The 23,658-nt window shown below is 61.9% G+C and carries 19 protein-coding genes; 7 read left to right on the forward strand and 12 right to left on the reverse strand.

The features are described 5' to 3' along the window. Positions 1–43 precede the first annotated feature (43 nt). Together P8H27_RS11820 and nudC are read left to right on the forward strand one after the other, a co-directional pair. The gene (locus tag P8H27_RS11820) at positions 44–1,729 is read left to right on the forward strand and encodes a ferrous iron transporter B (RefSeq protein WP_289637721.1); all 1,686 of its coding nucleotides are present in this window, start codon (positions 44–46) and stop codon (positions 1,727–1,729) included. Then, positions 1,730–2,560, forward strand: a complete 831-nt coding sequence (gene nudC, locus P8H27_RS11825; protein WP_289637723.1) for an NAD(+) diphosphatase — start codon at positions 1,730–1,732, stop codon at positions 2,558–2,560. Here the strand turns inward: nudC and P8H27_RS11830 are convergent. Continuing rightward, positions 2,528–3,307: a TSUP family transporter gene (locus P8H27_RS11830; RefSeq protein WP_289637857.1), complete on the reverse strand. Its 780-nt coding sequence runs from the start codon at positions 3,305–3,307 to the stop codon at positions 2,528–2,530. The genes nudC and P8H27_RS11830 overlap by 33 nt on opposite strands. Positions 3,308–3,413: 106 nt before the next feature. Between P8H27_RS11830 and P8H27_RS11835 the strand changes: the two genes are divergently transcribed. Continuing rightward, entirely contained in the window at positions 3,414–4,061 is a 648-nt protein-coding gene (locus P8H27_RS11835) for a hypothetical protein (RefSeq protein ID WP_289637725.1), read from the forward strand. Between the two features lie 74 nt (positions 4,062–4,135). Here P8H27_RS11835 and P8H27_RS11840 read toward each other — a convergent pair whose 3' ends face one another. From P8H27_RS11840 to P8H27_RS11855, 4 genes are all read right to left on the reverse strand, one after another. After that, a complete protein-coding gene (locus P8H27_RS11840) occupies positions 4,136–4,903 on the reverse strand; it encodes an SDR family oxidoreductase (RefSeq protein ID WP_289637728.1) in 768 nt (255 codons plus the stop codon). A gap of 38 nt (positions 4,904–4,941) precedes the next feature. Then, positions 4,942–6,009 (reverse strand): phosphotransferase family protein, encoded by a 1,068-nt coding sequence (locus P8H27_RS11845; RefSeq protein ID WP_289637730.1) that lies wholly within the window; start codon positions 6,007–6,009, stop codon positions 4,942–4,944. A gap of 254 nt (positions 6,010–6,263) precedes the next feature. Next, positions 6,264–6,578, reverse strand: coding sequence for an SCP2 sterol-binding domain-containing protein (locus P8H27_RS11850; protein ID WP_289637858.1), 315 nt, complete (start codon positions 6,576–6,578; stop codon positions 6,264–6,266). Positions 6,579–6,634: 56 nt separating this feature from the next. Next, positions 6,635–7,345, reverse strand: coding sequence for a histidine phosphatase family protein (locus tag P8H27_RS11855; RefSeq protein ID WP_289637732.1), 711 nt, complete (start codon positions 7,343–7,345; stop codon positions 6,635–6,637). A 211-nt stretch (positions 7,346–7,556) separates the two neighbouring features. Here P8H27_RS11855 and sohB point away from each other — a divergent pair, with 211 nt between their 5' ends. Next, positions 7,557–8,576, forward strand: coding sequence for a protease SohB (sohB, locus tag P8H27_RS11860; RefSeq protein WP_289637734.1), 1,020 nt, complete (start codon positions 7,557–7,559; stop codon positions 8,574–8,576). Between the two features lie 25 nt (positions 8,577–8,601). Next, complete coding sequence (locus P8H27_RS11865) at positions 8,602–9,594, forward strand: YhdH/YhfP family quinone oxidoreductase (RefSeq protein ID WP_289637736.1); 993 nt, start codon at positions 8,602–8,604, stop codon at positions 9,592–9,594. Positions 9,595–9,728: 134 nt separating this feature from the next. Here the strand turns inward: P8H27_RS11865 and P8H27_RS11870 are convergent, their stop codons facing one another. The 5 genes from P8H27_RS11870 to P8H27_RS11890 form a co-directional block, all read right to left on the reverse strand. Continuing rightward, the gene (locus tag P8H27_RS11870; protein ID WP_289637738.1) at positions 9,729–10,226 is read right to left on the reverse strand and encodes a DUF934 domain-containing protein; all 498 of its coding nucleotides are present in this window, start codon (positions 10,224–10,226) and stop codon (positions 9,729–9,731) included. Further along, on the reverse strand, positions 10,210–11,868 hold the full coding sequence (locus tag P8H27_RS11875; RefSeq protein WP_289637740.1) for a nitrite/sulfite reductase: 1,659 nt from the start codon (positions 11,866–11,868) through the stop codon (positions 10,210–10,212). Before P8H27_RS11875 ends, P8H27_RS11870 begins: the two co-directional genes overlap by 17 nt. Before the next feature lie 565 nt (positions 11,869–12,433). After that, positions 12,434–12,658, reverse strand: a complete 225-nt coding sequence (locus P8H27_RS11880) for a DUF2970 domain-containing protein (RefSeq protein ID WP_289637742.1) — start codon at positions 12,656–12,658, stop codon at positions 12,434–12,436. 54 nt (positions 12,659–12,712) lie between these two features. Next, positions 12,713–14,038 carry an MATE family efflux transporter gene (locus P8H27_RS11885; protein ID WP_289637743.1) on the reverse strand — a complete coding sequence of 442 codons (1,326 nt, stop codon included), beginning with the start codon at positions 14,036–14,038 and terminating at the stop codon, positions 12,713–12,715. 124 nt (positions 14,039–14,162) lie between these two features. Continuing rightward, positions 14,163–14,630 (reverse strand): OsmC family protein, encoded by a 468-nt coding sequence (locus tag P8H27_RS11890; RefSeq protein WP_289637744.1) that lies wholly within the window; start codon positions 14,628–14,630, stop codon positions 14,163–14,165. Positions 14,631–14,834: 204 nt separating this feature from the next. Here P8H27_RS11890 and P8H27_RS11895 point away from each other — a divergent pair, with 204 nt between their 5' ends. After that, the gene (locus P8H27_RS11895) at positions 14,835–18,083 is read left to right on the forward strand and encodes a DUF1631 family protein (RefSeq protein ID WP_289637746.1); all 3,249 of its coding nucleotides are present in this window, start codon (positions 14,835–14,837) and stop codon (positions 18,081–18,083) included. A 109-nt stretch (positions 18,084–18,192) separates the two neighbouring features. Here the strand turns inward: P8H27_RS11895 and P8H27_RS11900 are convergent, their stop codons facing one another. Further along, positions 18,193–19,233 carry an RNA methyltransferase gene (locus P8H27_RS11900; protein WP_289637748.1) on the reverse strand — a complete coding sequence of 347 codons (1,041 nt, stop codon included), beginning with the start codon at positions 19,231–19,233 and terminating at the stop codon, positions 18,193–18,195. Positions 19,234–19,396: 163 nt separating this feature from the next. Here P8H27_RS11900 and P8H27_RS11905 point away from each other — a divergent pair, with 163 nt between their 5' ends. Further along, complete coding sequence (locus P8H27_RS11905) at positions 19,397–19,699, forward strand: DUF1883 domain-containing protein (protein ID WP_289637750.1); 303 nt, start codon at positions 19,397–19,399, stop codon at positions 19,697–19,699. Positions 19,700–19,795: 96 nt separating this feature from the next. Here the strand turns inward: P8H27_RS11905 and metH are convergent, their stop codons facing one another. Continuing rightward, positions 19,796–23,512, reverse strand: a complete 3,717-nt coding sequence (metH, locus tag P8H27_RS11910; protein ID WP_289637751.1) for a methionine synthase — start codon at positions 23,510–23,512, stop codon at positions 19,796–19,798. Positions 23,513–23,658: the final 146 nt, after the last annotated feature.

Here is a 23,658-nt window from a genome sequence, read left to right on the forward strand (position 1 = left end):
TCGCAGTCTGTCTTCTCTACCGGCGCGGGAGGCGCACTAGCGCATGGTTTCTGGAGCCACGTCACTGAGTTTGGTGCGTAACGAACTGTTCACCACCATGGAGGAGGCAGAGTCGAGCCTTGAGCATTTCATTGCCGAGCGGCATAACGGCAGCTTGTTGCAGCAGGCGGTGGAAAGCCTTCATCAAGTTCGCGGTACGCTCAATCTGGTCGAGTTGACCGGTGCCGAGTTGCTCGCTCAGGAAGTGCTCGAGCAGGCCACCGACATTCCTGCCGGCGCTGGCGAGGAGCGCGATGTGCAGCTCGCGGCGCTGAGCAATGCGCTGCATGTGCTGCGCCGTTATCTGGAAAACGTCGAAGTGCACCGCCAGGAAATGCCCGAGTTGCTGCTGCCGGCGATCAATGACCTGCGCCAGGCCGGCGGCGGTCAGCCAGCGCTGCCGGAAAGCTTCTTCTTCAGTGTGCGCCTCGACCACGCGCGCCCGCGAAGCGCGCCGGCCGCCCTGGATGCGGCGGCCAAGGAGAGCGAAGGCCGGCGCTTGCGGCATATGTATCAGGTGGGTTTGCTGGGGTTTATTCGCGAACAGAATCCACAGGCCAGTCTGAAATTGATGGGTCGAGCCATGAGCCGGCTCGACAGTTTGTACGCCAACGAACCGCGTGGCCGCTTGTGCTGGATCGGCGCCGCGGCCGTGGAGGCGCAGCTCGATGGTCAGTTATTGGCACGCAAGTCGCGCAAGCAGCTGTTCTCGCGGATCGATCGTGAACTTAAGCAAGCCCTTGGCAACAGTCAGCACGAAGCGCCGCGCAGCCTGCTCAAGGAACTGCTTTATCTGGTGGCCTTGGCCGACAGTCGCGGCTCGGTGGCCACGCCCGTGCGCGAGCTGTTTGGCCTGACCTCGCTGCCATTTACCGACCACCTGCTGGAAGAGGAATACCAACGCTTGGCTGGCCCCGGGCAGGCCGTGATGCGCTCGTTGAGTTCGGCCATTCGCGAAGAGTTGGCCAGCCTCAAGGACATGCTCGACCTGATCGAGCGGGGCACCGTGCAGGCTGAAAGTCTCGGCAATCTGCATACCTTGCTCGGCAAGTTGAGCAAGACCCTGGGTATGGTCGGCCTCAGTTCGGCGGGCAATGTGTTGAACGCGCAACTGCAGATGGTTGCAGGCTGGAGTGAGGCGCACGCACCGCAACAGCAGGAGCTGCTCAAACTGGCCGATGCCGTTCTCTATGTCGAAGGCATGGTGTCCAGCCTGGAGCGCGGCGAGCGGCGCGACCAGAGTGCAGGGCAGCAGCCGCCAGCGGGCAAGGAAATCGAATCCTTCGCCTACTACCAGCTCAATGAAGCACGCATCGTCGTGGTCGATGAGGCCCGCGCCGGCCTGGCGCTGGCCAAACGCGCGATCACGGCCTACCTGGAAACCGGCGGCGACCGCATGCACCTGGCCAATGTGCCGTTCAGTTTGCAGACGGTGCGCGGCGGGCTGTGGTTTCTCGGCCAGGAGCGGGCCGCCATGCTGGTCGGCGCCTGCGCCGAATACATCCAGACGCAGATGTTCGAAATGCCGCAGATGCCTTCCGAGCAAATGCTGGAAACCCTTGCCGATGCACTCAGCAGTCTCGAATATTATCTGGAAGCGGGCGCGGTAATGCGCCCGGAAACCCAGCCAAGCGTGCTCGATTTGGCCGCGGACAGCGTGCGTGCCCTTGGTTTACCGGTAGCCGCATAGATGACTCAGCGTTGGCAGCCCGCCTTACTCGATAGCCAGCAGCCCGGTGGTTGGGCGGTGGCGCATTGTAAACAACACTTCCTGGCGGACGGCAATGGCGTGCTGTTCCCCCGCGAATGGCTGAAAAAGCAAGAGTTGCCTGTGCTCGCCGAACACGGCATCGGTCATTTCGACGGCGATGCCATCTACCTGCTGGAGTTGCAGGAACCGCTCGATATGCCCGGTTGCAGCTGGCAAAGCCTGCGCCAGTTCATGCTGCAAGGCGATGCCGAGACCTTCAAATTGCTCAGCTACGCGACGCAGATCGGCACCTGGGCACGCCAGCATCGTTTTTGTGGCAGTTGTGGTGGTGCCATGCTGCATTTCGCCGGCGAACGGGCGATGCATTGTCCGCGTTGCGAGTTGCACCACTATCCGCGCCTGTCGCCGAGCATGATAGTGCTGGTCACCCGCGACGATGAAATCCTTCTGGCGCGATCGCCGCGTTTCGTCCCTGGGGTCTATAGCACCCTGGCCGGTTTCGTCGAGGCGGGCGAGTCGGTCGAACAATGCGTGGTTCGCGAGGTGCGCGAAGAGGTGGGGGTCGAGATCAGCAACCCGCGGTATCTCGGCAGCCAGGGCTGGCCGTTTCCGCATTCGCTGATGCTCGGTTTTCATGCCGAGTACGCGTCTGGCGAGATCGTCATGCAGGCCGACGAGATCGAAGATGCGCAGTGGTTCAGCGTGCACCAGTTGCCGCCCTTGCCGGCGGCGCGCTCGATTGCCCGCTACCTGATCGATGTGTATGTGGCGCGCCGTCTAGGCCAGCCCGAACCAGTGCTGCCAGGCTAGCCGCGCGGCCAGGGCCAACACCACCAGAATGAATACTGGACGGATGAATTTCGAGCCGCCGCGGATGGCCGTGCGCGCGCCGAGAAATGCCCCGGCCATCAGGGCGATGCCCATGCTGATGCCGAGCAACCAGGCCACTTGCCCGGCGATGATGAACACCGCCAGGGCGCAGGCGTTGCTAACGAAGTTCATGCTGCGCGCCACGCCACTGGCACGAACCAGATCCAGCGGGTAGAGCAGCAGGCTGCTGACCGTCCAGAACGCCCCGGTGCCCGGTCCGGCGACGCCATCGTAGAAGCCCAGACCGAGGCTTTGCGGCCACTGCCGGCCCTGCGCAACAGGCGCGTCGGCGACGAGCGGTGCCGCCGGGGTGCGCCCGAACAGCAGATAAAGTCCACAGGCAAACACCACCAGCGGCAGCAATTGATTGAGCCAGGCAGCTGGTAGCCAGTGCACCAGGGTCGCTCCCAGCAGGGCGCCGATCGCGGTGCCGATCAGCGCATTGCGCCAGGGCCGGGGAGCAAACAGCTTGCGCCGGTAGAAGGTATAGCTGGCGATGGCCGAGCCAAAGGTGGCGCACAGCTTGTTGGTGCCCAGCACCAGATGCGGCGGCAGACCGGCCATCAGCAAGGCGGGAATGGTCAACAGGCCGCCGCCGCCGGCAATGGCATCGATAAAGCCGGCGACGAAGGCCACCAGGGCGAGAACGGCGAGGGTTGCCGGGTCGACGGCAAGCTCGAAAGGCAAGGGCATGGAAAAGACGACCTGTGTCCGATTGTGCGGCGAACCTGCTGTTCGCAGGCGGGGTTGCTGCGCATAATGCCGGCATTTTCACGGGTAAGGAATCGACTCGATGCAATACGACGGTTTGGCATGGGCGATGGCACTGCTGGCAGTGTTGACGGTGTTGATTGCCGCGCGAATTCTGCTCAATAGCCACTGGTTGCTCGGCTGGTTGCGCGGCACCTGTGGCCTGGCCTTTGTGGCGCTTGCCGGCTTCATCGGCCTGGTGGCGTATGACCTCTATAGCTATGCGCCGTTGCCGGAGGACAAACCGCTGGTGACCCTGAGTTTCGAGGCCGACGGCGCGCGTTATCGGGTCAACCTGCTGGAAGGCGGGAGCGAGCGCAGTGTGTTTCTCGAGGGCGACTTGTGGCAGTTGGATGCGCGGTTTTTACAATGGCGGGGGCTCGCTGCCCTGATCGGGTTGCAGCCGGGCTATCGCCTGGAGAAACTCTCGGGGCGCTTCCTCTCCATCGAGCAACAGGCGCTGGCCCAACAGGCCCGAGTCGAGCTGGCACAAAGCCCCTATGGCGTCGATCTGTGGCGCTGGCTGCGCCTGGGCCGGCATGACCTGTTCATGTTCGATGCCCAGGCCCGCCGAGTCACCTTCCTGCCGATTGCCGACAAAGCGGTGTACAGCGTCAGCCTGACACCGACCGGCCTGTTGGCGCAGCCGATGAACCAGGCGGCTAAACAGGCACTGCAGGATTGGCAGTAGAACAAGGCGAGTGGGCTGAAGCCTGCGCCACGCAAAAGGGATCCGCAGATCCCTTGTTCAACGACTGATCTCTATCAGGACAGAAAACCGCCATCGACGTTCAGCGATACCCCGGTGGTGTAGCTGGAGGCGTCGCTGGCCAGGTAAAGCACGGCACCGGCCATTTCGCTCGGATCGGCCACGCGCTTGAGCGGGATGCGTTGCAGGGCCAGGTTGAGGATGGCATCGTTCTTGGTCAGTGCGGAGGCGAACTTGGTGTCGGTCAGGCCCGGCAGCAGGGCGTTGCAGCGGATGCCGAACTGCGCGCATTCCTTGGCAAAGACCTTGGTCATGCTGATCACTGCGGCTTTGCTCACCGAGTAGATGCCCTGCATCTCACCTGGGCTGACGCCGTTGATCGAGGCGACGTTGATGATGCTGCCGCCGCCGTTTTCCTTCATCAGTTTGCCGCCTTCGATGGACATGAAGTAATAGCCGCGGATGTTGACGTCGACGGTCTTCTGGAAAGCCGCCAAGTCGGTCTCCAGTACGTTACCGAACTGCGGGTTGGTGGCGGCGTTGTTGACCAGGATGTCGAGGCGGCCGAACTGTTCGCGGATCTGCGCGAAGACGCTGTGGATCTGCTCCATTTCGCCGATGTGGCAGGCAATCGCGGTCGATTGGCCACCCTCGGCAATGATCGCGTCGGCAACGGCCTGGCAGCCATCGAGCTTGCGGCTGGAGACGATCACGTGAGCGCCTTGCTGGGCCAGTAGCTTGGCGGTGGCCTCGCCGATACCGCGGCTGGCGCCGGAAACGAACGCGATCTTGCCGTCGAGGTCGAACAGTTGGGTCTTGGTCATGGATGTTTCCTTTGTTATTGAAGGCCTGTTCGGCCGATTTACAGCTGCGACTTGGCGATGACCTGCAGGCTCATCTGCTCCAGCAGTTTGTTCATCTGCACGAATTGGGCGAAGCGCTTGTCCTGGGTCTGGCCGTGGTAATAGCGGTAGTAGATCTGCTGGACGATGCCGGCCAGGCGGAACAGGCCGTAGGTGTAGTAGAAATCGATGCTCTTGATCTCGATGCCGGCGCGTTCGGCGTAGTAATCGGCGAACCCCTGGCGAGTCAGCATGCCTGGCGCATTGCTCGGCTGGCGGCGCATCAGCTGTACCGGCGGGGGATCGCCGGCCTCGATCCAGTAGGCGAGGGTATTGCCCAGATCCATCAGCGGGTCGCCGAGGGTGGTCAGCTCCCAATCCAGCACACCGATGATCTGGCTCGGGGTGTGCGGGTCGAGGATCACGTTGTCGAAGCGGTAGTCGTTGTGCACGATAGCCGGCTTGGGGTGGTCGGCCGGCATCTTGTCGTTGAGCCAGGCCTTGACCGGCTCCCACAGCGGGGCGTCGGGGGTCAGGGCTTTTTCGTATCTATCGCTCCAGCCGCCGATCTGCCGCTGTACGTAGCCTTGCGGCTTGCCCAGGTCGCCGAGGCCGCAGGCCTGATAGTCGACGTTATGCAGCTCGACCAGCTTGTCGATAAAGCTCTTGCACAGTGCGCTCGTCTGCGCGGGGCTGAAGTTCAATTCGGCCGGCATGTCCGAGCGCAGAATGATGCCGTTGACCCGCTGCATGACATAGAACTCGGTGCCGATCACAGTCTCATCGGTGCAGTGCACATAGGCTTTCGGGCAATACGGAAAGGCCTCGTAGAGCTGGTTGAGAATGCGGTACTCGCGGCCCATGTCGTGAGCCGATTTGGCCTTGTGGCCAAAGGGCGGGCGGCGCAGGACGAGTTCTTGCTCGGGGTATTCGAGCAGGTAAGTGAGGTTCGACGCACCGCCGGGGAACTGGCTGATCTGCGGTTGGCCAGTCAGGCCGGGAATATGCGCCTTGAGGTATTGGTCGATGATCTCGGCGTCGAGTTCTTCACCCTCGCGGATGCGAGTGGACTGGTCAGTAAGCGCCATGCGTATCCCTTCTATTTATGATGGGTGCCTTAGGGTCTGTTGCCGTTTCAGCGCTTGCGCTGAAACGGCAACAGACCCTAAGTTATTGGTTAATCTAATGCTGCACCCTGGCCGTAACAAGCAATACGCGTCTGCATAGGCGCTCGTGTTGCCGCACAATCAAGCCGCTTGATTGATGCCCGGCTTAGTCGGCAGACGAAAAAAAACCGGAGTACAGGACTCCGGTTTTTTCTGCGACTGTGCGCTCGTGAAGCTTAGACCGGGAACAGTTCGCTCAGCTTCATGGCCAGCATCATGTCGCCTTCGGCGCGCAGTTTGCCGCCCATAAAGGCCTGCATGCCATCGGTCTCGCCGCTGGTGATGCCTTTGAGGGTTTCGGTGTCCATGATCAGGGTCACGTTGGCGTTGGCGTTTTCGCCTTTCTCAACGGTGCAGGTACCGTCCTTGATGATCAGGGCGTAGTTTTCGCCGTCTTCGATGTTGAATTGGAACACCAGATCCAGGCCCGCAGCGGCGCCGGCGTTGAATTTGGACTGCATAGTATTGACGATGTCTGCAACGCTCATGATGTCTTCCTTTATTTTCAGAGTTTTCTTGCGCCCTTATGGGTGCAGTAGGCCGGAGCTCAGCGGTAGGTGATGAGCTCCGGCTCCTTCATCAGCTGTAAATGCACATGGCTGTTGAAGGAGGCCAGGGTCACTTGGCTGCCGCGAAATTTCAGGCAGCTCAGCGAGGTGTTGACGATTTGCCAGTTCAACTCGAAGGCTTTGTCGGCTGGCACGCCGGTGATCAACTGCAGCAGTGCAGCGATGGTGCCACCGGAGGTGAAGACGGCGATGTTGTGTTTGTGATCGGCCTGTTGCAACAGGCGGGTCAGGCCACCCTGCACCTGTTCGACGAATGCCGGCCAGCTTTGCAGACCGGGTTGATCGTATTCGCCGGAAATCCAGCGGCCAATCAGCAGGGCGAACAGGCGTTGGAACTCGGCACGATGCTGCGCGCCATTGCGCAACACGTGCAGGGCTTCGGGTTCTTGCTCAAGCAGGTCGGGGAGCAGGCTGCGGATCACGGCGTCGGCGTCGAACTCGTTGAAGGCGGCGTCCACCTGCAGATCGGGCAGTGCTTGAGCGCTGCCGCTCAGTTGCTGCAACACGGCACTGGCGGTGTGCTGTTGCCGGCGTAGGGCGCCGCTCAGGCTGTGATCGATGCGAATACCGAGTTCGACCAGGTGCGCACCCAGCACTTCGGCCTGACGAATACCGATGGGCGAGAGCACATCGTAGTCATCGGCGCCGAATGAGGCTTGGCCATGTCTGATCAGGTAAATGCTGCCCACGTTCGCCACTGTCCCGGTTCGGTGAAAGTTTCGCGAGGGTATGAGGATCATGCAGGCCTGTCAACGAAAAAACATACGCTTGTTTGAATTGATGGTTGCTACTCATGACGCCGCACCAGGCAACTGGCCGCCAGCCGGTGGCGTCGGTATGCTTGGTTGAAACGAGCGCTGATCGACACTGGGCGCTGGAATGAACGATGAGGGGAAAAGCGTGGAGTTTTTCGCGGAATACGCGGCCTTTCTGGCCAAAACGGTAACGCTGGTTGTGGCTGTTCTGCTGATTCTGGTTGCCGCCGTTGCGGCGCGCAGTAAAGGCCGGCGGGTGACCGGGCAGTTGCAGGTGGACAAGCTCAACGACTTCTACAAGCAGCTGCGCCAGCGCCTCGAACATGCGGTGCTGGACAAGGATCAGCTCAAGGCGGCGCACAAGGAAGAGACCAAGGCGGCCAAGCTGGCGAAGAAAGCCGGGGTGCACAAGCCGCGGGTATTCGTGCTGGACTTCGACGGCGATATCAAGGCATCGGCCACTGACAGCTTGCGCCATGAAATATCCGCCTTGCTGAGCCTGGCCACCCCTCGGGATGAAGTGGTGCTGCGCCTGGAAAGCGGCGGCGGCATGGTGCACAGCTACGGCCTGGCGGCCTCGCAGCTGGCGCGTATTCGTCAGGCGGGCATCCCGCTGACCGTATGCATCGATAAGGTCGCGGCCAGCGGCGGCTACATGATGGCCTGCATCGGCGAGAAGATCATTTCCGCGCCCTTTGCCATGCTCGGCTCCATCGGCGTGGTGGCGCAGTTACCCAACGTGCATCGTCTGCTTAAAAAGCACGACATCGACTTCGAGGTGCTGACCGCTGGCGAGTACAAGCGCACCCTGACCGTCTTTGGCGAAAACACCGAGAAGGGCCGGGAGAAGTTCCAGGAGGATCTGGAAACCATCCATGAGCTGTTCAAGAACTTCGTCGGCCGTTATCGGCCACAACTGGACATCGACGACATCGCCACCGGCGAGGTCTGGCTGGGTCTTGCCGCGTTGGAAAAACAACTGGTCGATGAGCTCAAGACCAGCGACGAATACCTCGCCGAACGGGCCAAGGAGGCGGAGCTGTTCCACCTGCACTACGCCGCGAAGAAAACCCTGCAGGAGCGCGTCGGCCTGGCGGCCAGCGTAGCCCTGGATCGGTTTACCTTGAATTGGTTAAGCCGCCTCAATCAACAGCGTTTCTGGTAATCCACTTTTACCCTGGGGGATGAAGATGACCACGTTCACAGCACTGCAGGCCCGTGAAAGTGCAACGGGTGAATTCGAGCAAGCGATTGTCCAGCGCGACATCAGCGAACTGCCGGCAGGCGATCTGTTGATTCGGGTCAGATATTCGTCGTTGAACTATAAGGATGCCCTGTCCGCCAGCGGCAACCGGGGTGTCACCAAGCAGTTCCCGCATACGCCAGGTATCGATGCGGCGGGTGTGGTGGAGCATTCCGATGTCGCCGAATTCAGCGTCGGCGATGAAGTGATAGTGACCGGCTACGACCTGGGCATGAATACCGCTGGCGGCTTTGCTCAGTACATCCGTGTTCCGGCCGCCTGGGCGCTGAAGCGGCCACAAGGCTTGTCGCTGCGTCAGGCCATGGTGTTGGGAACGGCGGGGCTGACCGCCGCACTCTGCGTCGACAAACTGGAACAGGCCGGCGTGCTCCCGGACGCCGGGCCGGTTCTGGTGACGGGCGCGACCGGTGGCGTGGGAAGTGTTGCCGTGGCGTTGCTGAACCAGCTCGGCTACAGCGTGGCGGCGTCTAGCGGCAAGGCCGAGCAGGGTGAATTCCTCAAGGAACTGGGCGCTCGGCAGGTAATCCCGCGTAGCGACCTGCAGCTGGGGGCGGAGCGTCCGCTACTCAAGGAGCAGTGGGCTGGCGCGGTGGATACCGTCGGCGGCGAGATTCTGTTCAATGTGGTCAAGGCGTTGCGCTACGGTGGCAGCGCCGCTTGCTGCGGGCTGACTGCCGGGGTGGCGTTCACCGGTAGCGTGCTGCCGTTTATCCTGCGCGGGGTCAATCTGCTGGGGGTCGACTCGGTCGAGCTGCCGCTGGTGGTGAAGGCCTCCATGTGGGACAAGCTCTCGCTGCAATGGAAGCTCGACGACCTCGAACGCCTGGTCAGCGAAATCAGTCTGCAGCAGTTGCCCGAGGCCATCGGCCAGATACTCGCCGGCAAGCTGGTCGGCCGGGTAGTGGTGCGGGTGGACTGAGCAGCTCCGCCTGGCGGGTCTTTTTCAGGCTAGGTCTACAGGAGCCCGCTTCGGCCTGCCGGCCCAATCCTTATTCGGGGGGCGCTCCATGAAAAAAGCCCTGCGTTGCAGGGCTTTTTTGCTCAAGGCATCGATCAGGCGCGGCGGCGAAACAGCGGTTGTGGCTGGTCGCTGCAAGCCTGATAAACCTCCGAGAACTCCTCGAAGGCTTTCAGCGCGTCCTGCGGATCCTTGTCTTCGCGCAGGGCGAAGGCATCGAAACCACAGCGCTTGAGCGCGAACAGCTGGTCACGCAACACATCGCCGATGGCGCGTACTTCGCCTTGGTAGCCATAGCGGGTGCGCAGCAAATAAGCGGTGGAGTAGTGGCGCCCGTCGGTGAATGCCGGAAAGTTGAGGGCGATCACCTGGAAGTTATCCAGCTGGTCGGCGATTTCTTCAATCTCCTCACCGGCTTCAAGCCAAACGCCCAGGCCGCCGTCGCGGGCCTTGAGTGCGCGCGGGTGCTCGACCCAGAGCGCTAGGGGTACGATCAGATCATCACAGTTGCTCAGGCCGTCGAGGGGCGTGTCCTTGGGCAGCAGGTGCCAGGCTTCGTCGACCACCTGGCCATTCTTAATGATTCGCTGCATATACGCGCTCCTTGAACGGGGCGACACCGATACGGCGGAAGGTGTCGAGGAAACTTTCTTCATCGGTGCGCTGCTCGACGTAGACCTTGATGATCTTGTCGATCACATCCGGCATGTCTTCCTGGGCAAAGGACGGACCGAGAATCTGCGCCAGGCTGGCCTCACGGCCTGAGCTGCCGCCGATGGATACCTGGTAGAACTCCTGGCCCTTCTTGTCCACACCGAGGATGCCGATATGGCCGACGTGGTGATGGCCGCAGGCGTTCATGCAACCGGAGATGTTCAGTTCGATGTCGCCGATGTCGAACAGGTAATCCAGATCATCGAAACGGCGCTGGATGGCTTCGGCCACCGGGATCGATTTGGCGTTGGCCAGCGAGCAGAAGTCGCCACCCGGGCAGCAGATGATGTCGGTCAGCAGGCCCACGTTCGGGGTGGCAAAGCCGTGTTCGCGCAGCTCGCCCCAGAGCCTGAACAGCTGGGCCTGCTCGACGTCGGCGAGGATGATGTTCTGGTTGTGGCTGTTACGCGATTCGCCAAAGCTGTAGCGGTCAGCCAGGTCGGCGATTGCATCGAGCTGCTTGTCGGTCACATCGCCAGGCGATACGCCTGTGGGTTTGAGCGACAAGGTAACGGCGATATAGCCGGCTTTTTTATGGGCAAAGGTATTGCGCTCACGCCAGCGGGCAAAGCCTGGATGCTCGGCATCCAATGCAGCCAGGGCGGCATCTTGATCGACCAGGGTTTTGTAAGCAGGGTCAACAAAATGCGCTGAAACGCGGGCCACTTCGGCTTCGGTAAGCGTGGTGGGGCCGTCTTTGATCTGTGCCCATTCGGCATTCACGCGCTCGGCAAACACTTCTGGGGTCAGTGCTTTAACCAGGATTTTGATGCGTGCTTTAAATTTGTTATCGCGACGGCCGTAGCGGTTGTACACCCGCAAAATGGCATCGAGGTAGCTGAGCAGGTGCTGCCAGGGCAGGAATTCGTTGATAAAGCTGCCAACCACCGGCGTGCGCCCCAAACCGCCGCCCACGGCGACGCGAAAACCCAGCTCGCCGGCTTCATTGCGCACGGCTTCCAAACCGATATCGTGCACTTCGATGGCGACACGGTCAGTCACGGCGCCGTTGATCGCAATCTTGAACTTGCGTGGCAGGTGAGTGAACTCGGGGTGGAAGGTCGACCACTGGCGGATGATTTCGCACCAGGGGCGCGGGTCGATGATCTCGTCCTTGGCCACCCCGGCAAACTGGTCGGTGGTGGTGTTGCGCACACAGTTACCGCTGGTTTGGATCGAGTGCATCTGCACCGTGGCCAGCTCGGCGAGAATATCGGGCACGTTTTCCAGATCTGGCCAGTTGAACTGCACGTTCGTCCGGGTGCTGATATGGGCATAGCCCTTGTCGTAGTCACGGGCGATCTTGGCAATCATCCGCACCTGCTTGGAGGACATCAGGCCGTAGGGTACGGCGATGCGCAGCATCGGCGCAAAGCGCTGAATGTACAGGCCATTTTGCAAGCGCAGTGGGCGGAACTCTTCGCCACTCAGCTCGCCAGCTAGGAAACGGCGGGTCTGATCACGGAACTGCCGGACGCGGTTCTCGATGATTTGTTGATCGTACTGGTCGTATACGTACATGAAGGGTCCTGTTTTCAGGCTGCTTACAGCAATTCTGCGCGCACGGCCGCGCACCCCTAGCGGAGCTGAAGGAAGATACCAGCTCAGAGTTATGCGCAAAAGTGAAGTTTTAGCATATGGTTAAAGCTTTTAGTGCTAAGGAGGGGCGGGAACATAACCTCCGCACTTGAGCTGGTGCGCGCCCTAGTCTTCACTGCATAAGCGAACCACTGATAAACACAATAAAAGGGGAACCCATGACCGACCAGACCGAGCTCGCAAGCCGAGACAGCATTGCCGACGCCAGGGCGATCTTAGTCCTGATCCTGATCGCTGTAGCCACCGCGGTATTCTGGGTTAGCCAGCAGTAACTCAGGCTGCACAACAAGCCGACGCCAGCCTATGGCTGTCGGCTTGTTGTGCGTTTGCAGGTAGAGGTCGGCCAAGAGTCACCGCCTGCGCACGCTTTGGGGGAGGGCGTAGCCTGCTCTGGTGCGGGTATTTTCCGGTGTCGTGTCTCTTAACCTGAGAGTCTGGCGGCGCCGCCCGCGATCTGCGCATGCAAGGTTATGACGGGTTGGCTAGTTCAAACGCCGGCTAAATGCACTACCAGTTTGACCAGGGTATAGAGCAGCAGCACGAACGACAGGGTGAACAGCACGCCGAGGATGATGAAATGGCTGGGTTTGCCCCGATTGAAATCACGCTTGCGCTTCTTGCCGCTCTGTACGCCAATGGCCGCCGCCAGAACGCTCTGGAGCATTTCCCATAAGCTCAGCGGCTTGTCGTCGGGATCATTCGGCTTGTTCATGCGTCCCCCTGAATTGCGTCTTGTCAGGTCTGTCGAAGATCCATCGAGAGTCGCTTACAACTGTATATGAACCCAGTCGCGGCGTTGCCACATCAAGGCGAAAATCACTGAGGCGAGACCACGCTGGAGAATTTGCAGGCTCCAGATCGCCAGCAAACCATAGCCCAATATGGGCCCAAGCAGATAAGCCAGCGGCAGAAAGAACAACCACTGGTTGCCCAGACTGACCAGCATCACCGTTCGGCTGGCGCCAGCGCCCAGCAGCGCCTGGGTGAGCACCAGGGCGGTGGCGTCCAGCACCATGCCCATGCCGGTCAAGCGCAACGGCCAGCTGCCCAGTTCGATCAACGCCGGATCGCTGACGAACAGCCGCAAGATCAGTTCCGGGTACAGCCAGAAAGGTGCGCCCAGCAGCATCAAGCCGACTGCCGCGACCTTGACCACGTCCCAGCCCCAGCGATGGGCTGCGACGAAGTCCTTCTCGCCCAGGCTGTGGCTGACCAGAGTGGTGGCCGCCATGCCCAGGCCGATGGCCGGCAGGATCAGCAGCAGCGCCAAGTTGATCAGCACGTGGGCCACGGCCAGCTCGGCGGTGCCGACCTGGCCGATGATCCAGAACAGTGCGGTAATGCCGGTGGCGAAGAAGAATTGCTGAGTCGAGTTGGGCATCGACAGGCGCAGCATGCTGCGCAGGTCAATGAAGCTGGGGCGGCGGCTGAGGAAGCCCTGGCGACGAGCGCTGTGCCAGGTTTGCACGGCATAGAACAGTGAGCCCAGGTACAGGGCCAGGGTGGTGCCCAGTCCAGAGCCGGGGGCGCCCATCCGCGGTAACCCGAAGAGGCCGTGGATCAGTGAGTAGCTGATCAGCACATTGGCCAGGTGCATGAGCATCAGGGTGCGCATATACACGCCTGAGCGGTGGCTGCCATTCCAGTAGCCGCGGAAGGAGAAGTTCAGGCCCACGGCGAAAATCGCCAGCACGCGCCACTCGAAGTACGCCGTGCCAATGCCCAGCACCTCGGGATCGCCCGACAGCAGGCGAATGATCGGCTGCGCGTACAGCCAGCAGAACGCCGTCAGCGGCAGGGCGAGGCATAGAGCGATCAGCATGCTGGCATTCAGTGGTGTTGCCAGCTCATCCATACGGCCCTCGCCACGACGGCGCGCAACCAGGGCTTGCACGCCAGCGCCGAGCCCCATGACCAGGGCAATAGCCATGAAATTGGCATAGCTGCCGATGCCGACTCCGGCCAGCGCCTTTTCACCCAGGTGGCCGACCATGGCCGCATCCACCAGGTTGAGCAGGCTCTGGCTGAGCATGCCGCCGATAATCGGTAGGCCGAGGGTGAGGATGTGCTGGAGGCGTTGACGCTCGATCATGCAGGGGCTGCTCTGGGCAATTAAAGCCGGCATCTGTCGCCATTGCCGGAGGGGGCTGCATCTTACGACCAAGAGACCGGGGCATGCCAGGCAGTGTCATGCGCAACGACAGAGCGGCCCGCTGCTAGACCAGGATCGGCTCGCAGCGTACTTCGCTCTTCACCGAATTGGCGATGAAACACTCCTCATGGGCAAGCTGGTGCAGCGCATGCAGTTGCTCGGTACTCGGTTGTCGCGCGCTGGCAAAACTCACCCGCGGTCGCAGCAGCACCTCCGTCATGGCCATGCGCCCTTCGGCATTTCTGGCCATGCTCCCCTGCGCCTGATCTGCATAGCGATCAACCTCAAAGCCCTGCTTGGCGGCCAGGGCCAAGAACCACAGCATATGGCAGCTCGATAGCGAGGCGACGAAGGCCTCCTCCGGATCGACCCCGCCAGCGTCCGACCAAGGCAGCGGCACCACATGGGGCGAGGAGGAGGCGGGCACCTCCAGTCCGCCGTCGAAACGCCAGCGGTGGGCGCGGCTGTAACGGTTATCGAGAAAGCTGTGTTCGCCGCGTTGCCAGAGGATTTCAGCGCTGTACCGGGTCATTGCATGCTCCCATCGAAAATTGGCGGCTTAGCCTAAGTGGTGGCGGCAAACAGTCTATGCTTTTTGCGGCGTCCGCTGGTCAAACGGAGCATGACCGGCAGCGTACTTTGAGTGGGTGCTCAGGAGCGCGCTTTGAGCCTGCTTACAAGTGCAGAGCGCGCTATATTCTTAGCTGGATGGCGACTACATGCAGGAGGCGTACGCTTGATTCCCAGCACATTGCCCCATTCACCCAGTGAGGCGCTCGGCTCTATTGTGCGCGACCTGCTTCCAGCCGCCTTGCGTGAGCTGCTCAAGGCACTCAGGCTGGCGTTGGCCGAGCAGCGCCTGAAGTCTTTCTCCAATCTGGAGGCGCAGGCCTGCGACGACTATCTGCGCTTCTGCACGACCCAGGGCGAGTTACAGCTTGAGAATACCTGGGCGACGATCTGCCGCTGTCTTCCCCAAGGGCTGGCGAAACAGCCGGAGATACCTGACAGCCACGGCGAGTGGAGCCTGGTGGACGACGCTGAGGTGGAGGATCTGCTACTGGCTCGCCGCCTGGTGCGAACTTTGCGCGAAACCCTGGGCAGGCACGAGTGGCGGGTCTGTGGTTGCCTCAATCGCCTTACCGGGCACTTTGTGCCAGATGCCGATCACCCCCTGTCGCTCGAGTTTCTGATCCGCCAGTTGTTGCGCGATCTACGCTTGCGCGCGCAACCCGCGGCGATTCGCAACGCGTTCCTGAGCGAGGCGGGACGGGTCTTGCCCACCGCTTTGCAGTCATACCTGCATGCGTTGGCTGCAGCGTTTGAGGCGTATCGCGTGGAGCCGTTGCCTGAGCCGGAAGCACCGAACCGTGGCCGTCAGGGCACGCGCGCCAGGTACACGGCGTCGGCAGATGCGGCATACCGCGCGATTTGCCGCATGCGCCAGGCCGAAGCTGAAGGGCCGCCGCCGGAATCCGTGGCGCGTATCGAGCTGGACGAAACCTCGCCCAGTGAAGCATTGGCCACACTGTACGCCCAGCCAGTGCCGGCAGACGGCTGGGACGCTCGGCAATTGCTGGCGCGATTCGAACTACAGGGCTGTCGGCTGACCTCGCGCCAGCGTGAGGATACCCATCTGGTCAGCGAAGTGTTCCAGGCGCTGGGGCAGCAAGCCGGGATGGCTCCGGCGCTCAAGCCGGCCGTGCAGCGTCTGCTGCTGCCCGTGCTCGAAGCCACCCTGAAGGAGCCCGCAGCCATCGCCGATGGCAGCCACCCGGTGCGTACCACGCTTGACCGCATGTTGCGTCTGTGCGACTTCTGCGAACCGCCGAATGAGACATTGGAGGCTCGTCTGGAGGCGCTGGTCGGTCGCGTCGTGAGCGAATACCGAGGGGATGTCGGCGTATTCACGGCCTGCGATAGGGAGCTCGACGAGCTGTTGCAAGCCCAGCAGCGTGCCTACCGCCGTAGCGCTGAACGCGTGATGCAATTGCACCGGGGCCACGACATTCTGGAAAACGCCCAACGCGAGGTGGCGATGGCCCTGGCCGAGCTTTATGGCGAACGGGTGCCGACGCTGTTGCTTGAATGGTTGGCGGTGGGTTGGCGCGATCTGCTGGTCAACGAGTTGATCCGTGCGGGCGCGGATAAGTACTCCTGGCGTGGCGATCTGGCGCTTACCAACCTGCTTGTACGCAAGCTGCAGGAAAAGTCGGAGGGCCAGGCTGAACTCGCCCCGGCCACACCGAACGATGACACTGACCACTTGCTGCAGATCCTGCGGCGGCGGATGGACGAGTTCGGTGCCGGGAGTTTTCAATACGCCCCGGTAATGAAGCGTTTGCGCTGTCAGCTGCTGGGCGATGAGCCGGTGGAGTTCGCCGTACCGCCGCCGTTGCCGCCCGTTGCGTTGCCCATCCCGCCAGAAATGCAGCGTTGGGGCGAGCGGCTCGAAGCGTTGCAGGCGGGTGACTGGTTGCAAGCCCGTGACGGGCAGGCGCTACAGTTGATCTGGCGCAACCCGCAGATGGATCACTATGTGCTTGTCAATACCCAGGGGCGCGAGGCGGGCAGCTACGGTTCGGCCGAACTGATCGGCTTGCTGGCGGCGGGCGACTTGTTGATCGGCGATGCTGCGCCCGGGGACGACAGCCCGATCCAGCGCACGCTGCAAAACATCGTCGGGCAACTCTACCGGGAGATTGCTCATGCCCGCAGCCATGACGAGCTGACCGGGCTGTTCAACCGCCGCAGTTTCGAGGGCGCAGTGGCGCAGAGTTTGTCCGCCAACGCCCGGCCGGCCTTCTTCATGGCACACATCGACCAGTTCAGTCTGATCAACGGGCATGCCGGGCCGGTAGCGGGAGATGCCTGCCTGCGTCAGCTCGCTAGCCAGCTGCGCCAGCAGCTACCCGATAGCGCCTATCTGGCACGGGTTGGCGGCGTGGAGTTCGCCGCCGTGTTGCCCGACTGCGGGGAAGTACGGGCGGCCGACCTGGCCGAAGCGTTACGCGCCGCGGTGGAGCAGCAGGGGTTTGCCTGGGATGGGCAGCAGCATGGCCTCACCTTGAGCATTGGCGTGGTCGGGGCCGCGCAGCGGCATGACGTGAGCAACTTGTTCTGCGACCTGCAGGCCGCCTGCAACGCGGCTAAAGAGTCCGGCCGCAACCGCGTGCATTGCTTCAATATGGCCGCCGATGATACCCGTATCGGTTTGCAGGCCATCGCCGCCCGGGTCGACGACATCGTCGAGCGCGATAGCCTGTCCTTGCGCGTACAGCAAATCGCCCCGGCCGCGGCCGGTTCGCTCGAGCTTCCCCATTACGAACTGTTGCTGGTCATGCAGAACGAGCTGCTTCTGCAGGACTTCATTGCCGCCGCCGAGCGCTACAGCCGCATGACCAAGGTCGACCGCTGGGTGCTGCGGCGGATCTTCAGCGAACTGGAGCGTCACCCCCAGTTGTGGGCGCACTGCAGCAGCCTGTCGATCAACCTCTCCGGCAGCAGCCTCAACGACGACAAGTTGCTCGGTTTTATCGAAAGCCTGTTCGAGCGCTATGCGGTCGACCCGCGCAACATCTGCTTCGAACTCACGGAAACCGCGGCCGTGGCCAACCTGGCCAAAACCGCCGACCTGGTGCGTCATCTGCAGCGTGCCGGCTGTACCTTCGCCATTGATGATTTTGGGGTTGGCTTTTCTTCGTTCGACTATCTCAAACGCCTGCCGGTGGACTACGTGAAGATCGACGGCAGCTTCGTCAAAGAAATCGAACGCTCCAGCAGCGACCTCGCCATGGTTCGCTCGATCAATGAAGTCGCCCACGCGCTCGGTCGCCGAACCATCGCCGAATATGTGGAGACCCCCAGCATTCGTACTCGCTTGGCAGAGATGGGCGTGGACTATGTGCAGGGTTTCGGCGTGCAGAAGCCACGCCAGCTGGGCGACTGGTTGATGGAGGAGACGGTGGCGCTCAGCATCTCGTGATGCTCGGTGCCCGTCGCGATGTCGGCAGAGAGTTGTGGGAGGCGCCGATCTGCGCGCTCCAGCCGTGATCTGCCGCCGGCCTGGCGAAACCTTCGGGCGGGGCGAGAACTTAGTGCGCCCGCTTATGCAACAGGCGGGTGTTGATCACCTCCACCGCTCGCGCGCGCAACTGGCCACAACCGCCGTCGATATCCTGGCCGGCGGAGTTGCGCACTTTGGTCAGTACGCCGCGGCTGTGCAGGTAGCGCACGATCTGCACGATACGTTCGCCATCCGGGCGCTGGTAGTCGTCGGCTTCCAGGCTGTTGTAGGGAATCAGGTTCATGATCGCGAATTTGCCCTTGAGCAGGCGCAGGATGCCGTCCATTTCCGCCTGGCTGTCGTTGATGCCCTTGAGTAGCGTCCACTGGTACTGGATCGGATAATCGATCTGCCGGGCGTAGGTTTCGCCCAGTTCGACCAACTCCTCGGGATCGATACGCGGTGCGCGGGGTAACAACTGCTGGCGCAGTGCGCCATCGGTGCTGTGCAGCGACAGAGCCAGCGCCGGCTTGATTCGCTGTTGCGGCAGGCGTTCGAACACCCGCGGGTCGCCCACCGTGGAGAACACCAGGTTGCGCTGGCCAATGCCGCCAGCGGTGCCGAGCAGGTCGATGGCCTGCAGTACGTTGTCGAGGTTGTGCGCCGGTTCGCCCATGCCCATGAACACCACTTTCTTTACTGGACGAAAGCGCCGGGCCAGCGCCACCTGGGCGACGATCTCGGCAGTGCTGAGTTGGCGTAACAGGCCGCTCTTGCCGGTCATGCAGAACACGCAACCCACCGCGCAACCGACCTGGCTCGACACGCACAGGCCATCGCGCGGCAGCAGCACGCTTTCCACCATCTGCTGGTCGGCCAGCGCCACCAGCAAACGTGCCGAGCCGTCCGCCGCCGGGTGCTCGGAACTGAGGCGAGCGAGGGCGTCGAGCTTTTCCGTCAACTGCGGCAGGGCGTTGCGCACCGCCAACGGCAGAAAGTTCTCGCTCTTCTGGTTGCGTGTCCCGCTATCCAGCGGCTTGCCTTGCAGCCAGGCACGGCTGATCCGCCCGATATGCATGGGCTTGGCGCCGAGGTCGGCGAGCTGTTGGTAAAAATCTTCGATCTGCATGGGGCGCGCATGCTATCACCAGGCGTGCGGCGACGGTATCCATCGAGCGCTGGGGCAATTGCATGGCAACGGACGACTGAATTCGGACGAGAGCTTTGCGCAAGCCTTCCGCGCACTCATACTAGCGCCTTGATTGGCCTGACCCAGCTGTGCGGAGCGCTAGATGAAATTCATACACCAGCGCGAACACCTCAACGAAGACGACGTAGTCGTGATCGAGTGCTCGCAGACCTGCAATATCCGCTTGATGAGCGATGCGAATTTTCGCAGTTTCAAGAATGGCGGCCGGCACACTTACCATGGCGGTGCATTCGACGCCTTCCCGGCGAAAATCACCGTGCCGAGCAGCGGCTTTTGGAATATCACCATCGATACCGTTTCGCGCCGCGCCATCAGCGTAACGCGCAAGCCGACGCTCAAGCACTCGATCAAGATCATCCGCAAGTCGACCTCGCGGCTGAGCTGAGCCGGGCAGCGGTGGATAAAACGCCTCATCCACCCTGGTGGGCCTGCCAGGGTGGAAAGTGCGCCGGGCATTTTCCACCGCCGATCGCCGTCGATCTCAGTTGTCATACCCCAAGTTCGGCGCCAACCAACGCTCGCTGACATTCAAGGCCTGACCCTTGCGCGCCGCATAGCTTTGCATCTGATCCTTGTCGACCTTGCCCACGGCAAAGTATTGCGCCTGCGGGTGGGCGAAGTACCAGCCGCTGACCGAGGCGGCGGGGAACATGGCGTAGTGGTCGGTGAGGAACACGCCGCTACGGCCAGGCTGGCCTTCTTTGGCGGCGGGATCGAGCAGGTTGAACAGGGTGCCTTTCTCGGTGTGATCCGGACAGGCCGGGTAGCCGGGGGCAGGGCGGATGCCTTTGTACTGCTCCCTGATCAGGTCTTCGTTGCTCAGTTGTTCATCCGGCTCGTAGCCCCAGTAGGTCTTGCGCACCTGTTGGTGCAGCCATTCGGCGCAGGCCTCGGCCAGGCGGTCGGCCAGGGCCTTGACCATGATCGAGTTGTAGTCGTCGCCCGCCGCTTGATAGGCCTTGGCCACTTCTTCGGCACCGATGCCGGCGGTGGCGATGAAGCCACCGACGTAATCGGTGATGCCGCTTTCCTTCGGCGCGACGAAGTCGGCCAGGGAAAAATTCGGCTTGCCGTCGGTCTTGATGGTCTGCTGGCGCAGGTGGTGCAGCACGGCCAGTGGCTCGCCGTTGTCGCCATAGACCTCCAGGTCGTCCTGGTTGACCTGATTGGCCGGCCAGAAGCCGAATACGGCGCGGGCCTTGATGAGTTTTTCATCGATCAGCTTGGTCAGCATCGCCTGGGCATCGCTGAACAATGAGGTGGCCGCCTCGCCGACCACTTCGTCGGTGAGAATGCGCGGGTACTTGCCGCTCAGATCCCAGGCGATGAAGAACGGCGTCCAGTCGATGTATTCGGCCAGAGTACGCAGGTCGATGTCTTCCAGCACCCTGCTGCCGGTGAAGGTGGGGTTGACCGGCGTGTACTCGCTCCAGTCGAACTTGGGCTTTACCGCGATGGCCTGCTCGTAGCTGAGGCGTTCGGTACGGGCGCTGCGGTTGGCGGTACGCTCGCGGATCATCGCGTACTCTTCGCGGGCCTTCTCGGCGAAGACCGGCTTGAGTTCTTTCGACAGCAGGGTGGTGGCCACGCCGACGGCGCGCGAGGCGTCGGTGACGTAAACCACCGCATCGTTCTTGTAGTGCGGGTCGATCTTGACCGCCGTATGCGCCTTGGAGGTGGTGGCGCCGCCGATCATCAGTGGCAGGTTGAAGCCCTGGCGCTGCATTTCCTTGGCGACATGCACCATCTCGTCGAGCGAGGGGGTGATCAGCCCGGACAGGCCGATGATGTCGCATTTCTCGGCGATGGCGGTCTGCAGGATCTTCTCCGCCGGCACCATCACACCCAGGTCGACGATGTCATAGCCGTTGCAACCCAAGACCACGCCGACGATGTTCTTGCCGATGTCATGCACGTCGCCCTTGACCGTGGCCATGAGGATCTTGCCTTTGGCTTCCGGTTTGTCGCCTTTTTCCGCCTCGATGAAGGGAATCAGGTGGGCCACCGCCTGCTTCATCACCCGGGCGGACTTGACCACCTGGGGCAGGAACATCTTGCCCGAGCCGAACAGGTCGCCGACCACGTTCATGCCGGCCATCAACGGGCCTTCGATGACTTCGATGGGCCGTGCGCACTGTTGGCGGAATTCTTCGGTGTCTTCGACGATATGCGTGGTCACGCCCTTGACCAGTGCATGCTTGAGCCGCTCGACCACATCCCAGCCGCGCCACTCCTCGGTTTCGGCCTCCTTGACGCTGCCGTCGCCCTTGAATTGGTCGGCAATCGCCAGCAAGGCCTCGGTGCCGTTGGGCGTGCGGTTGAGCACCACGTCTTCGACCGCATCGCGCAGCTGTTTGGGAATCTCGTCGTAGATTTCCAGCTGGCCGGCGTTGACGATGCCCATGGTCAGGCCATTCTGGATCGCGTAATAGAGGAACACCGAGTGGATCGCTTCGCGCACCGGGTTGTTGCCGCGGAACGAGAAGGACACGTTGGATACGCCGCCCGAGGTCAGGGCATGGGGCAGGTGGTCGCGGATATAGGCGCAGGCTTCGATGAAGTCCACCGCGTAGTTGTTATGCTCCTCGATGCCGGTGGCGATGGCGAAGATGTTCGGGTCGAAGATGATGTCTTCCGGCGGAAAGCCGACTTCGTCGACCAGGATGTCGTAGCTGCGCTGGCAGATCTCGCGCTTGCGCGCGGCGGTGTCGGCCTGGCCGGCTTCGTCGAAGGCCATCACCACCACGGCGGCGCCGTAGCGCTTGCACAGCTTGGCGTGGTGTTTGAAGGCCTCGACGCCTTCCTTCATCGAGATCGAGTTGACGATGCCCTTGCCCTGGATGCATTTGAGACCGGCCTCGATCACCTCCCACTTGGAGGAGTCGATCATGATCGGCACCCGGGAGATGTCCGGCTCGCCGGCGATCAGGTTTAAGAAGGTGACCATGGCCTTCTGCGAGTCGAGCATGCCCTCGTCCATGTTGATGTCGATCACCTGGGCGCCGGCTTCCACCTGTTGCAGGGCGACTTCCAGGGCTTCGGTGTAGTTGTCCTCGCGGATCAGGCGGGCGAACTTGGCCGAGCCGGTGATATTGGTGCGCTCGCCGACGTTGATGAACAGCGAGTTGCGGTCGATGGTGAAGGGTTCCAGACCGGACAGACGGCAGGCCTTGGGGATATCCGGGATGGCCCGTGGCGGGTATTTGGCCACGGCTTCGGCAATCGCCTGGATATGCGCCGGGGTGGTGCCGCAGCAGCCGCCGACGATATTGAGGAAGCCGCTCTGGGCGAATTCCTCGATCACCGCCGCGGTTTGCGCCGGGGTTTCATCGTATTCGCCGAAGGCATTCGGCAGGCCGGCGTTGGGGTGGGCGGAGACATGGGTTGCGGCCTTGTTCGCCAGCTCTTCCAGATAGGGGCGCAGATCCTTGGCCCCCAGGGCGCAGTTCAGGCCCACGGAAATCGGCTTGGCGTGGCGTACCGAGTTCCAGAAGGCTTCGGTGGTCTGCCCCGACAGGGTGCGCCCGGAGGCGTCGGTGATGGTGCCGGAGATCATGATCGGCAACTCGACGCCATCGTCCTCGAACACCTGCTGCACGGCGAAGATCGCCGCCTTGGCATTGAGGGTGTCGAAGATGGTCTCGATCAGGATCAGATCCGCGCCGCCTTCGATCAAGCCGCGGGTGGCTTCGCTGTAGTTCTCCACCAACTCGTCGAAGGTGACGTTGCGGTAGCCGGGATTGTTGACGTCCGGCGACAGCGAACAGGTGCGACTGGTCGGGCCGAGCACGCCGGCAACGAAACGCGGTTTGTGCGGTGTCTCCAGAGTCTTGGCATCGGCGACCTGGCGCGCCAGGCGTGCGCCTGCGACATTCAGCTCATAGACCAGCGCTTGCATGCCATAGTCGGCCTGGGATACCTGGGTGGCATTGAAGGTGTTGGTTTCGAGAATGTCGGCGCCGGCGTCCAGGTAGGCCTTCTCGATGGCGCCGATCACATCCGGACGGCTGAGGATCAGCAGGTCGTTGTTGCCTTTGACGTCCTGCGGCCAATCGGCGAAGCGCGTGCCGCGGTAGTCTTGTTCCTCCAGTTTGTAGCTCTGGATCATGGTGCCCATGCCGCCGTCGAGGATCAGGATGCGCTCCTGCAGGGCTTGCTGAAGGGCGTGGAGGCGGGCGCTGCGATCGGACAGGGACATGGCGGAACTACCTGAGCAAAGCTGACACAATGGGAAGGCGCAATCATAACAAAGCTGCACGCTTTTGCAGTGCCTCGGTCGTTTGCATGAATTGCGCTCATGTTGCGTGCTTGGCGACACGACCGTCAAACTTACTATTACGCTCA

Origin of the sequence: Pseudomonas sp. sp1636, assembly GCF_030376615.1 — a bacterium.
Classification (GTDB): domain Bacteria; phylum Pseudomonadota; class Gammaproteobacteria; order Pseudomonadales; family Pseudomonadaceae; genus Aquipseudomonas.

What these genes read in the sequence shown, in the direction of transcription:
- P8H27_RS11820 (WP_289637721.1), top strand. Translation starts at nt 44, where the DNA reads ATGGTTTCTGGAGCCACGTCACTGAGTTTGGTGCGTAACGAACTGTTC.
- nudC (WP_289637723.1), top strand. Translation starts at nt 1,730, where the DNA reads ATGACTCAGCGTTGGCAGCCCGCCTTACTCGATAGCCAGCAGCCCGGT.
- P8H27_RS11835 (WP_289637725.1), top strand. Translation starts at nt 3,414, where the DNA reads ATGCAATACGACGGTTTGGCATGGGCGATGGCACTGCTGGCAGTGTTG.
- P8H27_RS11840 (WP_289637728.1), bottom strand. Translation starts at nt 4,903, where the DNA reads ATGACCAAGACCCAACTGTTCGACCTCGACGGCAAGATCGCGTTCGTT.
- P8H27_RS11845 (WP_289637730.1), bottom strand. Translation starts at nt 6,009, where the DNA reads ATGGCGCTTACTGACCAGTCCACTCGCATCCGCGAGGGTGAAGAACTC.
- P8H27_RS11865 (WP_289637736.1), top strand. Translation starts at nt 8,602, where the DNA reads ATGACCACGTTCACAGCACTGCAGGCCCGTGAAAGTGCAACGGGTGAA.
- P8H27_RS11870 (WP_289637738.1), bottom strand. Translation starts at nt 10,226, where the DNA reads ATGCAGCGAATCATTAAGAATGGCCAGGTGGTCGACGAAGCCTGGCAC.
- P8H27_RS11875 (WP_289637740.1), bottom strand. Translation starts at nt 11,868, where the DNA reads ATGTACGTATACGACCAGTACGATCAACAAATCATCGAGAACCGCGTC.
- P8H27_RS11880 (WP_289637742.1), bottom strand. Translation starts at nt 12,658, where the DNA reads ATGAACAAGCCGAATGATCCCGACGACAAGCCGCTGAGCTTATGGGAA.
- P8H27_RS11885 (WP_289637743.1), bottom strand. Translation starts at nt 14,038, where the DNA reads ATGATCGAGCGTCAACGCCTCCAGCACATCCTCACCCTCGGCCTACCG.
- P8H27_RS11890 (WP_289637744.1), bottom strand. Translation starts at nt 14,630, where the DNA reads ATGACCCGGTACAGCGCTGAAATCCTCTGGCAACGCGGCGAACACAGC.
- P8H27_RS11900 (WP_289637748.1), bottom strand. Translation starts at nt 19,233, where the DNA reads ATGCAGATCGAAGATTTTTACCAACAGCTCGCCGACCTCGGCGCCAAG.
- P8H27_RS11905 (WP_289637750.1), top strand. Translation starts at nt 19,397, where the DNA reads ATGAAATTCATACACCAGCGCGAACACCTCAACGAAGACGACGTAGTC.
- metH (WP_289637751.1), bottom strand. Translation starts at nt 23,512, where the DNA reads ATGTCCCTGTCCGATCGCAGCGCCCGCCTCCACGCCCTTCAGCAAGCC.